At 63.1% G+C, this 15,043-nt stretch carries 8 protein-coding genes and 1 pseudogene; 6 read left to right on the top strand and 3 right to left on the bottom strand.

The annotated features are described in order from the left end of the window. Positions 1-179: 179 nt before the first annotated feature. The gene (locus tag ASE10_RS17385) at positions 180-1,766 is read right to left on the bottom strand and encodes an SDR family oxidoreductase (RefSeq protein WP_056306356.1); all 1,587 of its coding nucleotides are present in this window, start codon (positions 1,764-1,766) and stop codon (positions 180-182) included. Positions 1,767-2,037: 271 nt separating this feature from the next. Between ASE10_RS17385 and ASE10_RS17380 the strand changes: the two genes are divergently transcribed. Beyond that, the gene (locus ASE10_RS17380) at positions 2,038-2,595 is read left to right on the top strand and encodes a DUF3228 family protein (protein ID WP_056306273.1); all 558 of its coding nucleotides are present in this window, start codon (positions 2,038-2,040) and stop codon (positions 2,593-2,595) included. Positions 2,596-2,860: 265 nt separating this feature from the next. Here ASE10_RS17380 and ASE10_RS17375 read toward each other — a convergent pair whose 3' ends face one another. Together ASE10_RS17375 and ASE10_RS17370 are read right to left on the bottom strand one after the other, a co-directional pair. After that, positions 2,861-3,478: a GyrI-like domain-containing protein gene (locus tag ASE10_RS17375; RefSeq protein WP_056306272.1), complete on the bottom strand. Its 618-nt coding sequence runs from the start codon at positions 3,476-3,478 to the stop codon at positions 2,861-2,863. A gap of 46 nt (positions 3,479-3,524) precedes the next feature. Continuing rightward, complete coding sequence (locus tag ASE10_RS17370) at positions 3,525-3,998, bottom strand: hypothetical protein (protein WP_157481148.1); 474 nt, start codon at positions 3,996-3,998, stop codon at positions 3,525-3,527. A gap of 785 nt (positions 3,999-4,783) precedes the next feature. Between ASE10_RS17370 and ASE10_RS17365 the strand changes: the two genes are divergently transcribed. The 5 genes and pseudogenes from ASE10_RS17365 to ASE10_RS21200 form a co-directional block, all read left to right on the top strand. Next, positions 4,784-6,805 carry a M13 family metallopeptidase gene (locus ASE10_RS17365; protein WP_082586136.1) on the top strand — a complete coding sequence of 674 codons (2,022 nt, stop codon included), beginning with the start codon at positions 4,784-4,786 and terminating at the stop codon, positions 6,803-6,805. 576 nt (positions 6,806-7,381) lie between these two features. Next, positions 7,382-7,927, top strand: a complete 546-nt coding sequence (locus ASE10_RS17355) for a hypothetical protein (RefSeq protein ID WP_055910158.1) — start codon at positions 7,382-7,384, stop codon at positions 7,925-7,927. A gap of 581 nt (positions 7,928-8,508) precedes the next feature. Next, entirely contained in the window at positions 8,509-10,998 is a 2,490-nt protein-coding gene (locus ASE10_RS19790) for an SIR2 family protein (RefSeq protein ID WP_082586144.1), read from the top strand. A 762-nt stretch (positions 10,999-11,760) separates the two neighbouring features. Further along, positions 11,761-12,003, top strand: a complete 243-nt coding sequence (locus tag ASE10_RS17340) for a hypothetical protein (RefSeq protein ID WP_055910143.1) — start codon at positions 11,761-11,763, stop codon at positions 12,001-12,003. Positions 12,004-12,414: 411 nt separating this feature from the next. Then, positions 12,415-15,043, top strand: a pseudogene (locus tag ASE10_RS21200) (hypothetical protein); the annotation flags it as partial.

Here is a 15,043-nt window from a genome sequence, read left to right as displayed (position 1 = left end):
TTCAACGGTCGCCGATGTCGCGGCGACGTTGTAGGGTGCGGTGACAACCGCGCCGGCGCGGCGATCGGGATCGCGCGATGGTGCGGTTCGCCTGCGGCTCACCGCACCCTACGGTCCTCGCCTTTCTCAGTGGCCGCTGCCGCGCCTGCGCAGGCCGCTCGATGCGGATCGCGCGAAACTCACCAGTCCGTCGGCGCGTAGTCCTTCAGGAACTGTCCCCACACGTGCTCGCCGGTGTTGAAGCCGTGGATGATCGGGTCGACGATCCGGGCGGCGCCGTCGACGATATCCAGCGGCGGATGGAAGCGTTCCTCGACGGTCTTGCGCGCGGCGATCTCGACCGGATCCTCGTCGGTCACCCAGCCGGTGTCGACGCTGTTCATGTGGATGCCGTCGCCCTGGTAATCGGCGGCCGCGGTGCGCGTCATCATGTTGAGCGCGGCCTTGGCCATGTTGGTGTGCGGGTGCTTGGTGGTCTTGAAATTGCGGTAGAACTGGCCTTCGACCGCCGAGACATTGACGATATGCTTGTCGCGCGCGGCCTGCGCGCCATCGGGCGTGCGCAACATCAGCGGTTTCAGGCGCGCGTTGATGATGAAGGGCGCGACCGCGTTGACCAGCTGCGTCTCCAACAGCTCCACCGACGGCACTTCGTCCATCTGCAGGCGCCAGGAATTCCGCCCGCGCAGGTCGATCTGCTGCAAGTCCTGGTCGAGCCGGCCTTCGGGGAACAGGTGCGCCTGGCCGAGCAGTTCGTCGGGCAGCAGCGGTACCTGCGAAAGCTCGGCGGCGTGGGTGAGGCCGGTGGCGCCGGGATCGGGGCGACCCGCTTGCAGCGCGGTCGCATGGGCGCCCGGCAGCAAGTCGGTGCTGCGCAGGCCCTGGTACTGGCCGATCAGCTTGCGCACGTGCTCGGGCAGGGTCTGCAGCGCAGCGGTCTCGCCGGCCATCATGTGCGCATAGAACGCCGGCGGACGGCGCACGGTCTGGCAAGCGTTGTTGATGATGAAGTCCAGGCGCTCGCGCGTGGCCAGCAGCTGGGTGCAGAACGCTTCCACGCTGGGCGTATGGCGCAGGTCCAGCCCGAACACTTCCAAGCGATGGCCCCATTCGCCGAAATCCGGCTCGGCGGCGTAGCGCGCAGCCGAATCGCGCGGAAAGCGCGTGGTCACGATCAGCGTCGCGCCCGCGCGCAGCAGTTTCAAGCCGGCCTGATAGCCGATCTTGACGCGTCCGCCGGTCAGCAGCGCCACGCGTCCGCGCAGATCGGCGGTCTCGGTGCGCTTGTGGAAATTCAATTCCGCGCAGGGCGGGCACAGCTGATCGTAGAAGTGATGGATGCGCGTGTATTTCTGCTTGCAGACATAGCAATGCAGCAGTTCCGGCGACTCGTTGTGGGCCACCGGATCGGACGCGCGGTTGCTGGGGTCGTGCAGGCCCGGCGCCTGCGGCGGGAAGTAGTTCGGCGTGGTGAATACCGGCTTGCGACGCAGGGTGCGGATGCCGGTCTGGTCGAGCAGCGCCTCGGTCGCACGCGCTTTTTCCTGCGCTCGTTCGCGTGCCTGGATCTTGGATTTTTGCCGCCGCGCGCGCGGCTCGGGGTGGTGGACCAGCGCGACCGCCTGCAGCAGGCGCTCGCGTTCGTCCGCGGGCAGCGCATCGAGCACGCTGCGGTCGGCGATGATCGCATCCAGCAGCGCCAGGGTGGCATGCAGACGATCGCCGGAAATGGCGACATCGGCATCGGATGCCGGCGAGAGGGCCAGGGCGGGTGCAGCGTTGGTGTTCAAGGACAGGTCCGTATTGCGCGCCGAAACGGTCGGAAAGGGTACGGGAAAAACGGGCCGGGGGGATTTATCGGCCGAAATAGGGCGGCAAAGAGGGGCGCAAGCGCTTCAGTGGGGCCTTGAGCGCGGTTGCCTGCCCGGCGCTAGCGCGGCCGGGCGCCGTACCTGCGCTAACCGTGGCGAAGTACGGCAGCCGATCGCTGCCGCGTTCTGGGGGCGCCCCTGGCTGCAACTGCCCGATAATGCCGCCATGACCATCGTCCTCACCGATTTCGCCCGCGCCCGCCTGTTCCCGCGCGAGCCGCGCCGCAACACCATCCAGGACTGCACGCCCGAACAGTTCGAGCGCCACCTCAACGAGGTCGCGCCGCTGCAGGTGCTCGACGGCTACGCCCCGTTCTGCAAGCTGCACGTGCACCACAACTGGACCTCGACCCGCTGCCTCGCGGTACCGATCACCGACGCCAACCGCCACCTGCTGCGCAGCGACTACGACGCGCGCAGCAAAGACGAGCTGCCGGTGTTGGTGCGCTGGTTCGAAAACATCGACCCGCCGGTGGCCGACTACCTGATCGTCATCCTCTACAGCCGCGAGCAACTGGCGAAGGAAGGCACCGACACGACCGCTGACTGGGGCGTGGTCGGCTGCATGTACACCGCCGAGCCGATGGAAACGCCGATGGCGCCGATCACCATGATGCGCAACGCCCTGGGCGTGGAGGAGGGCGGCTCCGGCGTCCCACTGGACCGCGACGCCTACCAGCGCAGCGTCGAGTTCTGGCGCAGCCACGCCAACTGGCGCGGCTGACCCGGCGACGCAATCGCGGCTCACGCCGCTCCCACAGCGCCACCGGCCCAGCGCACCGAACCGCCCTGGGCTCCCTGTAGGAGCGGCGTAAGCCGCGACGCGCCATCCCACACACCGCGCCACCGCCAACCAACCCCAACCACACCCGCTTTGGGGTAGGAGCGGCGTAAGCCGCGATCCGACACCGCACCTACAGCGCAGCCCCACACCGACACCGCCGCTCCTACTCCGACCTACGACAAGAACGAGCAGAGCCCCGACAACCTCACCCCACCCGCACCGGCTGCCGCAAAATCGTCTTCAACTTCGCCGCCGCCGTCTTGCGCGGATCGCTCAAATAGATCTCATGATGATGCCCCGTCGGCACCAACGACTGCGCCGGCAAGAACTCCTCGTGCAGCCGCTTCAAGACCGGCCCTTCGTCGTCGTAAGGCCCCACATGCAGCGTCTGCACGACCGTGCCTTCCTCCAACCGCTCGTAGCGCAACCGCGACAACGCCGCCAGCCCCTTCTTCTCCTGCGCCTTCGCGATCGCCGCCTCCGCCATCGCCCGCCCGACGAACTCCGGGACCACGATCATCATCGTCCAGCGCCACCGATCCTTGCGCCGGGCCACGAAATCCGACAGATCGTCCGCCCACCACAAACCTTCCAGCGGCGGCACCACATAGTCCCGCCGCAAATCCGCCTTGCTCATGAACTTGAGCGTGTACGACGCCGTATACAGCGCCTCCACCGCGGCCGCGTACTCGGCCGCCGTGTTCGGATCGCCCGCGCCGTCGATCATGTAGTAATCCATCGCCGGCATATCCAGCCGCACGAACGCCCCGGCCGGCGCGCCGTACCAGGCCTTGCAGGCCTTCTTGATGTCGTACTTGTCCATGCTCACTCCCAAGCCCTCCGTCGGCGCCGCACCGCAGCCGCGCGCGTTACCAGGTCATCGACGTCGTCACGCGCCAGCGGTGGTAATAGTCGTTGGGGACGGAACCCTGCTTGATCTCCAGCATGTAGCCGCACCCGGACTCCACCGCGCCCGTGTAACGGAACGCCTCGGGCTCGTAGGGGTCGTCCGGCGAACCCAACTGCTCCCACTTGCCGCTGTCCTTGAGCAGCTTGATGTACCGGCGCTTGAGCACCATCGCCTCATCCAGGGTCATCAGCCCGAACCACAGCGTGCAGTACCGGTTCGCGCAGCGGTGGCCGTCGATCTCCGCGCCCTCCGGCAACGGCACCGCGTCCGGCCAACCGGCCGGCTGCCCGACGAAGCCCGCACCGACGATCGGACGATCCTCCATCGGAGTACCCACCGCCGCCTCCCGTCCCACCGACGCGCATCCCGTCAGCGCACCCAAGCCGGCTGCGGCCATCAAGCCCAGCCAGCGCTTCGTCCCGTATCGGTTCATCCTGTTCCCCCTGAGTGATCCATCCGATGCAGGCGTCATCCGACCGTGCCTGCCTTCCCCGTTGCCCGCCGCGCCGTAATCCACCGGCGCACCGATCCGCAGCTTAAGTGAGAAACCCAGGGCAGGTGAGGGCACCTCCCAACCCCATCGCGGCTCACGCCGCTCCTACCCCAAAGCGGCAGGTGTGGGCGATGTTCGGCTGCCCGTGGAAGCGGCGGAGTAAGCGATATGTAGCTCCCTGTGGGAGCAGCGGAGGTAAGCGATGCGCCGCTCCCTGTGGGAGCGGCGTAAGCCGCGATGCGCCACCCCACCCACCGCGCCACAGCCACCCAACCCCACCCCCACCCCCACCACCGCTTTGGGGTAGGAGCGACGTAAGTCGCGACCGGCCTTGCGACAAACCCGCACCTAGCGCCGCCACCCGCAATCGCGGCTCACGCCGCTCCCACAGAAAGCCAAACAGCGTCGAGACCGGCCGCTCCCTGTGGGAGCGGCGTAAGCCGCGACGCGCCACCCCACCCACCGCGCCACAGCCACCCAACCCCACCCCCACCACCGCTTTGGGGTAGGAGCGACGTAAGTCGCGACCGGCCTCGCGACAAACCCGCACCTAGCGCCGACCCTCACAATCGCGGCTCACGCCGCTCCCACAGAAAGCCAAACACCCGCGACCAACCCATATCCCCGCACCCCATCATCCACAACGCCCACCCAGGACTTCTGGCCCAAGCCGCCCCCCAGCCCCTGACTGATAGTGGCCCCACCTACCCAGCAAGGACGTTGCCGTGATCAGGTCCAGTCTCCCCCTCGTCGTATTGCTCGCCGCATCCACTACCGCCTCCGCCGGCGCCGTGCACGGCATCCAGCCCGCCGACGTCAACCGCGCCGGCGACCCCTGCACCGACTTCTTCGACTACGCCAACGGCACCTGGCGCAAACAAAACCCCATCCCCGACTACATGGACCGCTGGAGCCGCCGCTGGCAATCCGGCGAGGTCAACAAAGAACACGTCCGCGACATCCTCAACGAACTCTCCGCCCGCACCGACTGGCCCCAGGGCAGCGCCGGCCAGCTCGCCGGCGACTTCTACGCCGCCTGCATGGACGAATCCCGCATCGACGCCCTGGGCAGCAAACCCGTGCAACCCTGGCTGGCCGAAGCCGGCGCCATGCAGAACAACGCCGACCTGCAACGCATGATCGGCAAGCTCCACGACGTCGGCGTCTTCGTGCCCTTCATCGTCTACGCCGGCGAAGACCTGCACGAACCGACCCAGACCGTCGCCCACTTCTACGCCGGCGGCCTGGGCATGCCCGACCGCGACTACTACCTCAAACCCGAACCGCGCTTCGTCGAAGCGCGCGCCAAGTACCTCATTCACGTCGCCAAGATGTTCGAACTGACCGGCGTCGCCCCGGCCCAGGCCCAGCAAGACGCCCAAACCGTCTTCGCCTTCGAAAAGCGCCTGGCCGAAGCCTCGTTCGACAACGTGCAGATGCGCGACCCGAAACTGCTCGACAACCCCACCGCCTTCGCCGACCTGCCCAAGCTGGTGCCCAGCTTCGACTGGGCGAAATACTTCGACGCCGCCGGCATGCCGCGCAACGCCGTCAACGTCACCCAGCCCAAGTTCATGCGCCAGGTCGAAAAAGAACTGGCCACCACCCCCATCGCCCAGTGGCAGACCTACCTGCAATGGCAGGTGCTCAACAACGCTGCCGACTCCCTATCCACGCCCTTCGTCGAAGAAAACTTCGCCTTCAACGGCAAGTTCCTGGCCGGCACCACCCAGATCAAACCGCGCTGGAAGCGTTGCGCCGAACTCACCGACAGCCAGCTGGGCGAAGCCCTGGGCCAGAAGTACGTCGAAAAATACTTCCCGCCCGAAGCCAAGGCCCGCATGCAGGACATGGTCAAGAACATCCTGCTGGCCATGGACGACACCATCCGCGAAATCGACTGGATGGACGACGCCACCAAGCAAAAAGCCCTGGAAAAGCGCGCCACCTTCTTCCCCAAACTCGGCTACCCCGACAAGTTCAAGGACTACAAAGGCGTCGTCGTCAGCCGCGCCTCCGCCTGGGACAACGTCATGGCCGCCTCGCGCTGGAACGTCGCCGACGTGCGTAGCCAGATCGGCAAACCCACCGACCGCACGCGCTGGGGCATGACCCCGCCCACGTCGAACGCCTACTACAACCCCTCACAGAACGAGATCGTCTTCCCGGCCGGCATCCTGCAACCGCCCGCGTTCGACGTGAACGCCACCGACGCCGTCAACTACGGCGCCATCGGCGTGGTCATCGGTCATGAGATCAGCCACGGCTTCGACGACCAGGGCGCCCAGTTCGACGCCCAAGGCCGCCTCGCCAACTGGTGGACGCCGAAGGATCAGACCCAGTTCGCCGCCAAGGGCCAATGCGTCGTCGACCAGTTCGAGGGCTACTTCATCGAACCCGGCGTCCACCACAACGGCAAACTCGTCCTGGGCGAATCCATCGGCGACCTCGCCGGCGCCAAGCTCGCCTACCGCGGTTATCTCAAGTCCCGCGAAGGCAAAGGCCCCGAACCCACCCTGGACGGCTACACCCCCGAGCAACAGTTCTTCATCGCCTGGGGCCAATGGCGCGGCGACGAAACCCGCCTGGAAACCCAGCGCAGCATGATCCAGGGCGACCCACACCCCATCGCCAAGTACCGCGTCAACGGCCCGCTGTCCAACCTGCCGGCGTTCCAGCAGGCCTTCCAGTGCAAGGCCGACGCCCCGATGGTGCGGCCGGCCAAGGACCGCTGCGAAGTCTGGTGAGCTGACCAACGCGCACGGCGGCCCCGCCCGCCTTGCGCCCCCGTCATCCGCAGGGGGCGGCCGCCCGTCGCCGCCCACCTGCTTCCTGTAGGAGCGGCGTAAGCCGCGATTCGCCCCCCACACCGCGCCACCCCAGCCCCGCAAGCAAATAGAGAGGCGGCCTGCCGCCTCCCTCCGGCACACCGTCCCAATGACAGGGGACGGTAGCCACCGCAACCCGCCGGCGCCCGCCGGAATTTGATCGCGCGCACATTTCGTAGCAGCATGCCGCCTAGGGGAATGCCGGTGCCCACCGCCACGGTCCAAGTGCCGCGGGGCCCGGCAACGCGCCGTCATCGAGTCTAGGGAGGGGATCGATGTTTATCGGCTTCATAGGCTTGGCCTGGCTGCGCGCCGTCTTGGCCGCCGTCGGCACCACCGTGGCCGTTACGCCGCCCAGGTCCGCCCAGCCTGACGCCCACGCGCCCCATTCGCCGGATGTCCCCAGCCCACCCGCCCACCATGTCCGGTCGCTGCCCACGCAGCCGGCCCGGCCCACCGTCTGCCTGTAACGCCTTCGACTAACCAAGGACGCCCATGCCGCTCACCCTGCGCAACACCACCGATTACATCGCCCAATTCGTCGTGCTGGCCGGCGAGCGCGTCCTCGCCCGCATCCCGGGCATCGCCCCCAACGAGACCGTGACGGTGCCCACCGAGGGCGCCTACCAAGTCATCGCCGAAACGATGCTCGAAGGCAACACCTACACCTCCGCCCCCATGGACGCCAACGGCCCCGTCGGCTTCCTGGCGCAGGTCAAGCAAGTGCAAGGGCAGGGCACCTACGATTTCGAAGTGATCGAGGTGCCCAGCACCCAAAGCGACCAAATGCAGTTCCAGAAGACCTGCCTGAGCCCGGTCAGCTTCACCCTCCACAAAAGCGGGGCGTGGGTGCAGACCGTGGTGGTCAGCAACAACTTCGAAATGGCGGCCCTGTCCCTAAGCGAAACCTTCTACGTCCACGCCGTCATCAACGGTATTACCACCGATACGGTCACCACTACCAACCCCAATGCGGTAATTACGGCTGTTACGGATACCAGCACGTTGGAGAGTGGGTACTTTGCGCTTGAGGTCGGTTGAGGGGGGCGTGCAGTAAGGTGGGGCGGCGCAGCATGGTACGGAGTATCCACTTCCCCAAGTGCCGCTTAAACAGCGCGTTCTGCCCCATAGGCTGGGCCCTGGCAGCCGCCTTTTGATCCCAAAGCCTCCCGCAATTGCGGTTGGATAGGCAACCCTGTCGCGTCGCCTAAGCCGGAATCGGAAGAAATTTGATCGCGCGCACATTTCGTAGCAGCATGCGGTCATGGACGTCCAAGCGTATGGATGCTGCAGCCTAGTCATTCGGTTGATGGTGGACAGCCATCAACGGTGTTGCTTCCCTTTGTCCAAGAGGCCGGACGGAACGCCACAACCAAGATCGAACTCATCTATCCCCGCTCAGAGAGGAAGGGGGGCGGATCAAGGGTGGGGGGGCGCCGGATCTAGTTAAGCAAAATACGCTTGCAGTCGAAGAAAATGACTTACGAACGGCCCGAGAACGCCGCAGCGCGCGTAGCCTTGGGCTGGCCTGTCGCAAATGTTTGAAGTGCGTGGGAAGTTGGCAAACCGTGCTATGAAAATGGCTCTGTAATGCGGAGCCTTTTTTTCTAAGGGAGTGGCACATGCAACTGCTGAAGTTTGATCTATCGACCGACCAAGCCAGTCAGCTTGTTCGTGGTATCGCTGAGGCTCAGTACAATTTGCTTTTGGGTGCTGGTTTCAGCATGAGCGCGAAAGATAAACACGGTAAGAATCTACCTAGTGGTCCAGGATTGGGGGTGGAGATTAATGACGCCTTTAATTTAGGTTTTAGTGCGCAAGATGCGAGAAATCTTGCTGTTGTTTTTGAGGAGGCTCGCCATATAGCGGACGGTGAAGCGAAGTTGGCGCAGTTCTTGCGATCTAGATTTGTCGGCGCGACGCCAACATGGCATGGGGAAGTGCTGGATTTTCCTTGGTCTCGTATATGGACTTTAAACATAGATGATCTCTTTGAAAGAACTTCAATGAGTGATCATGTTTTCAAGGCGAATCCTCTCAGTTGGACGGCAAACTTGGTGCCGTCGACACTGGGTGATCATAGCGTGCAAGTTGTGCATCTACACGGACGTGCGTCAACGCTCGATGCGACAACAGAATCTTTAGTATTCACACTTCGTGAGTATGCCAAAGCCCTGAGATCTCAAGGGGATTGGCATGCGGAATTCTGGAGCCAATGGCTACAGAGGCCGTTTCTCGTAATCGGGGCGAGGCTCGTAGAAGAGATTGATCTGGTTGAAGCCATTACGCGTGGCAATGCTTCGCTTGCATCAACTGGATTTCCGACTATTGCCGTAATCAAGGGTGTTCAAGATATTGACCGGCGGCGTTTAGTTCGCGGCGGAGTTGTGCCAATAGATGCGGATGCAGAACAGTTCTTCTTGGCATTGCAACATGATGTTGACGAATATCGCGCGCAATTTGACGAGATGACCCGAACGCCGATGTCTGCTGGAGCGGTGGCTCGGTTCAATCAGCAGTTCGAAGTTCTTGCGGACGGTCGCCAGCGCGTACCGAGTGCGCATGATTTTTACGGTGGCGATGAGCCAATGTGGGCTGATATAGCGGATGTTCTAGACTCTCAGCGACAAGTGACATCTTCCGCAATCAGAGCTTTGAAAGCTGCGGCTGCCGGAAATAAGTCTGGAGCCATTCTATTTACGGGTGCGGCAGGAGCCGGAAAGACAACGGCTCTGCTTAGACTTGCTCGTGAGTTTATACCGATCGGGTTCCGGATTTTTAGATTCCGAGAGACCGAACGTCCTGATGTTGAAGCGGTGCTAAATTGGCTTGGCTCGAATCCAAAAACATTGCTGGTGTTCGACAATGCCGCTGACTTCTCTGGAAGTATTCGAGAGCTGTTGGATGCTTCTAGGAAAGTGAATGGTCAATGCCTAATTGTCATTGCTGAGCGAAAGAAAAGGGCTTCAATTCTTAGTGAGGATCTAGGGGCATACTTGATTGGTTCGTATGAGGTTGGTCCAGTAAATAGACCGGATGCGCTATCCATCTCTAGAAAGAGGGACGCAGTGGGGAGGTTAGGAATTGCTACTGGTTGGGACGATATTCATCTCTGGAACTACTTCAAGAAACAGAATTCTGAAGACCTCTTTATGGCCCTTAGCGGATTGGAGCAGGGGCGAGGCTTCTATAGCAGACTAGATAAGGAATGGGCGGCGGCTATAGCACTAGCTAAGCCTGGGCAAGTAAAGGTTCTGCGTGCTATTTCGTTGGTTCATCGGCTTGGCTACTCATTACCGTTCAACGTGGCGCTTGATCTATCGAAACAATCAAATATTGCTGACCTTGGTGCGACGGATGGCCCTCTGGCAGAACTGATTGTTGTTGATGCAAGAGGGCTTAGGTTTCGTCATCGCATGCTTGCGGAGTATGTTTTTCGTCAACATGTTTCTACTGCGGATAGATATGGAATTTCACTTGAAGTAGTTTTAGCGTTGGCCCCTCTTGTTTCACTAAGATCGCTGAGGCAACGTACATATCCGGTTTTAATCTTGCGTCAACTTATGGACAAGGATGCTGTGGTTTCAATGTCTACATCAATTCAGGCTGCCAGAAATTGGTACGAGTCTCTGCAGCAAGATTTCGATTGGAACGGCCGCTATTGGGAGCAGAGGGCTTTGCTGGAAAGTGATGCAGGAGTACATGATAAAGCGTATTCGTATGCGCGAAAGAGTATTAATGTCCACAGGCACGCGTTTTCTCTGAACACACTTGGAAGAGTGAGATTGAAAGCCTCGATTGATAGCAGTATTAATCCTGATTCTGCCTGGGATTTTTTTCTCGAAGGCGTCGCTTCGCTCGACGAAAGTGTTGCCCATGCGCAGGGTTTCGGTGATTTGCACGAGCATCCGTTTATGACTTTTTTTAGCTACTTGTCCGAATTCGCTGAAAGATTGCAGCCCGGTGATGCGAGGCTTAAGGCGCTTGATCAATTGCGTATGGAATGGCAGCGTAATTTTGAGAGGCTTGAAATCAGGTCCCAAGGGGTACTAGGGAAAATGCATGCTGCGCAGGAGAAGCTGCTTCGCTCTCAGATCGCGCGACCAAACTAGCTCAGAAGCTGGCGATGGGTTAGTCGTGCGTGGCAATGGGAAAAGGAGGTAGGTTTATTTACCCAGTGACTTCGGCCATCCACGCAGCGTAGCGCGACCGCACGTTGAGTCAGCGCCTCAACTCCACGAAGCGTTCATTGCCCCAGGCGCGCTGCTGTTGCGTGTGTAGCCGAAGCGCATTGATCTCGTTTTGCTCCATGCCGTCGGCTACGAGTGTTCGGTATGCCTCACGACGGACCGCGTCGCTGGCTGCCAGCTGTGTGTAGGTTGGGTGCTGCTTAAATCCGGGTCGACGGTGCCTAGCGCGTTGTGACGGTAGCTGGACCATGGGCTGCCCTCGGCACTTCGGGTCATACGTGCGCGCACCGGATTCAGCTCTATGTAGCGGTTGCGGGCGAGGACATACGATTCGCTGTCGACTAGGTCGGACTTGAATCGTCCCTCCCAAAGCATGCCGGTGCGGCGATAGCCGGCATTGAAGCAGGCGACGTAACGCTGGCCGATGGCTTGCATCATGTGCGAGCTGGCCCAAAGGTCACGCGAGTGACCAGCAGGTGCACGTGGTTCGTCATCAGCACGTAGACGTGCAAGTCGTAGCTGTGGCGTAGCGCGGCCTCGCCTAGTTCGTTGCGTCCGAAATGTACCTGACCCCTTTGGGGAGTTACGGAGATCATGGCGCTGAGTTCTGTGATATTCGAATTTTGCATATCGACAAGGGCCAGATAGGTTTGGCTCCAACTTACAAGAAGGTTGGATCCCATCATGCAGAACGGACATAGCATTCCGGCGATCAATCCCCTGAGCTATACCCTCCCCGCCACCGCCCACCAAGCCCTAACCCAAACCCGTGACCACCTGCGCCTGCTCGCCCAACTGACCGAGCCGCAGGACCAGGACGCGCCCGATCAGCTGTCGATCTCGGCCGAGGCGCTGGCATGTTGCTTCGACCGCTTGGCCGACGACCTGGAGCGCATCGCGGACGCGGCCCGCCCGTCGGCGGAGTAGGGCAGCGGTCCGCCGCCAGCGCGGACCGCACCTGACGGTGGTGCGGCGGTGCACGCCGCGCCTCGTCGGACGCGCGCAATCGCGGGCGGCGCATCGCCCGCCAATGCGGGGCAGGGCAGCGTTTCCGCGCACGCGCACGCGCACGCTCGCGCGACGCGGTACCTCGCGCGCTTCGGTCGCGTGTGCCTGCGCGCACCACTTTTCACCCAAGAAAAATCTGACACTGCAACGCGGCATTCCCCGACTGCGCCGCGCGGGCGAAATTGCGAGCCCGGCGCCATGCGGGCCATCTGCACCGCGGCCGTGGCATGCCGTAGCCCACTACGCCATGAATGCACAAGCGAGATGCCTTGTACGGCATGCGGCCCGTCCGCGATCATGTCGGCTGATCGCAGGCGTCGGGGACAAGGGATGAAATGGATAGCACGGGCCTTCGCGCTCGCGGTGTTGCTGTGCGCAACGGCCGATGCTTGGGCGCAGGAGCATTCGCTGCCTTCGACCACCATGTATCAGGCTGATCCGGACGGTAGCGGCGGCCTCCGATATTTCAGCAATGGCAACCTGGCCTGCCGGCTGGTGGGCGCGCGCCTCCCGGGGCCTACCCAGTACACCAACGGCCGCTATGGCACCCATCCCACCTTGGGTGTGGGCTGCTACTACGACGAAATACAGTGGAACGGCGAGATCCAGTACAACTCCTTCCGCCAAAACTACGTGACGCCCAAGCAGGTATGCCCCATCGGGTACAACTACCTGAAAAACCAGTTCACCTGCGTGCGCTATTCCACGGTGCTGACGGCCAGCAAGCCTCTGGTGCATTGCGCGGACGTGGGCAACCCGATCTCCTGCGGCAGCGGCGTCAAGATCGAGCGCGCGCGCGACGAACTCACCGCGCAGTTGGGTTTGGCGCGCGCCTTCAACTCGTCGCCCACCTTCGTCGGTTCGGCCAACGCCTTGGGTGGCTCTTGGTTCTCCGATCTCACGCGTGAGTTGATCGTGACCGATGTGCGGCCGTCGCAGTTCCAGGCGGCGCTGGTGATGCGCGAGGACGGGCGGGCCCTGGCGTTCACCCAGGACGCGGGCGGCCAGTGGAAGCCCGAAGACGACCTGCGCCGTTATCGCCTGAACCCGTTTCAGGTGAACGGCCAGACGTTCTGGGAGCTGCGCAAGCCGGGTAACGCGCAGGAAATCTACGATGCTCAAGGCCAGTTCCAGCGCGAGCTGCGCGATGGCCGCGTGGTGGCGACCTATGCGCGCGATGCCGATGGCAGGGTGGCGTCCGTCACCGATGCCAATGGCCGCGTGTCCATGCTGACCTACGGTGCCTTTGGACTGCTGGCCCGCATCGATCTGCCCGACGGGCAGGCCATCGCCTACGCCTACAACGCCAACCAGCAGCTGGCCAGCGTCACTCAGGGCGCGTCGGTCACGTCCTACAGCTACATCAAGATCGTCAACAGCTGGTACCTGACCGAGGTCGCGCACAACGGTGTGCCGTTCGCCACCTTCACTTACGACAGCAACAACGCCCGCGCGCTGTCCACCGAGCACGCCGGCGGCGTCGAACGCTACGCGGTGAACTACGGCGCCGACGGCACCAACGTCAACGTCACGACCCCGCTGGGCGGCAATATCCAGTTCCAGTTCCAGACCCGTTTGGGCTTGCAGGCGCCCAGCCAGCGCGTGGAATCGGGGGCGGGTGGGGTATCCGTCGCGGCCGGCAACGTCTACGACACCAAGTCGAACGTCACCGCCCGCCGTCGCGGCGATCAACTGACGTGCCTTTACTACGATGCCGACTGGCTGCGGGTGATCGCCCGTTACGACTATCCGGCGGCCACCACCGCCCAGTGCCCGGCGACGGACGCGCTGGCCGCGGCCAGCACCCGCCTGCGCAGCGAGACCACGGCATGGGACACGGTTCTGGATCTGCCCACCCAGCGCCAGACCTACACCGCCACCGGCACCGCGCTGGCCCGCCAGGACTACAGCTACAACGCCCGCGGCCAGGCGCTGACCTCGACTGCAATCGACCCGGCGACGCCTACTAGCACGCGCACCAGCACCACCACCTACTGCGAACAGACCGACATCACCGCCGGCACTTGTCCGCTGCTGGGCCTGGTCACTTCGATTAACGGCCCGCGCACCGACGTCGCCGACACCACCACGTTCACCTATTACGCCAGCGACGACGCCAGCTGCGCTAGCGCCCCGACCACTTGCCCGCACCGCAAGGGCGACCTATGGAAGGTCACCAACGCATTGGGTCAGATCGTGGAGACCCTGGCCTTCGACGGCGCCGGCCGCCCGCTGTCGGTCAAGGACGCCAACGGTGTCGTCACCGACCTGGAGTACCACCCGCGTGGTTGGCTGACCGCGCAGAAGATCCGCGGCCCCAACGCCGGTGTCGAAACCGACGATGCGATCACCCGCTACGAATACACGCCCACCGGTCTGGTCAGCAAAATCACCCAGCCCGACGGCAGCACCACCACGTTCGGCTACGACGCCGCACATCGTTTGACCACGGTCACCGACAACGCCGGCAACCAGATCGTCTACACCCTGGACAACGCCGGCCAGCGCACCAAGGAAGACACCAAGGACAGCGGCGGCGTGTTGCTGCGTACCCTGTCGCGCGTCTACAACCAGCTCGGCCAGCTGCAGACCGGCAAGGACGCCTACAACCACGCCACCGGCTACGTCTACGACGCGGCCGGCAACCTCGACACCACCACCGATGCGTTGAGCACGGTCACCGACAACACCTACGACCCGCTGGGCCGTTTGGTGAAGACCCTGCAGGACACCGCCGGCATCAACGCCCAGACCCAGTTCCAGTACGACGCGCTGGACCGCCTGACCCAGGTCACCGACCCCAAGGGCCTGAACACCCAGTACCAGTACAACGGCCTGGGCGACCTGACCCAGCTGACCAGCCCGGACACCGGCGTCACCGGCTACGGCTACGACAGCGCCGGCAACCGCAAGACCCAGACCGACGCCCGCAACGAAACCGCGACCTACAGCTACGACG

This window comes from Lysobacter sp. Root76 (assembly GCF_001428685.1).
GTDB lineage: Bacteria > Pseudomonadota > Gammaproteobacteria > Xanthomonadales > Xanthomonadaceae > Lysobacter.
Note: the sequence above shows the minus strand (reverse complement) of the source record. Positions and strands in the feature narration are given on the sequence as shown.

Coding starts and splice junctions, on each gene's coding strand:
- ASE10_RS19790 (WP_082586144.1), top strand. CDS start 8,509: ATGCAACTGCTGAAGTTTGATCTATCGACCGACCAAGCCAGTCAGCTT.
- ASE10_RS17370 (WP_157481148.1), bottom strand. CDS start 3,998: ATGAACCGATACGGGACGAAGCGCTGGCTGGGCTTGATGGCCGCAGCC.
- ASE10_RS17355 (WP_055910158.1), top strand. CDS start 7,382: ATGCCGCTCACCCTGCGCAACACCACCGATTACATCGCCCAATTCGTC.
- ASE10_RS17375 (WP_056306272.1), bottom strand. CDS start 3,478: ATGGACAAGTACGACATCAAGAAGGCCTGCAAGGCCTGGTACGGCGCG.
- ASE10_RS17340 (WP_055910143.1), top strand. CDS start 11,761: ATGCAGAACGGACATAGCATTCCGGCGATCAATCCCCTGAGCTATACC.
- ASE10_RS17380 (WP_056306273.1), top strand. CDS start 2,038: ATGACCATCGTCCTCACCGATTTCGCCCGCGCCCGCCTGTTCCCGCGC.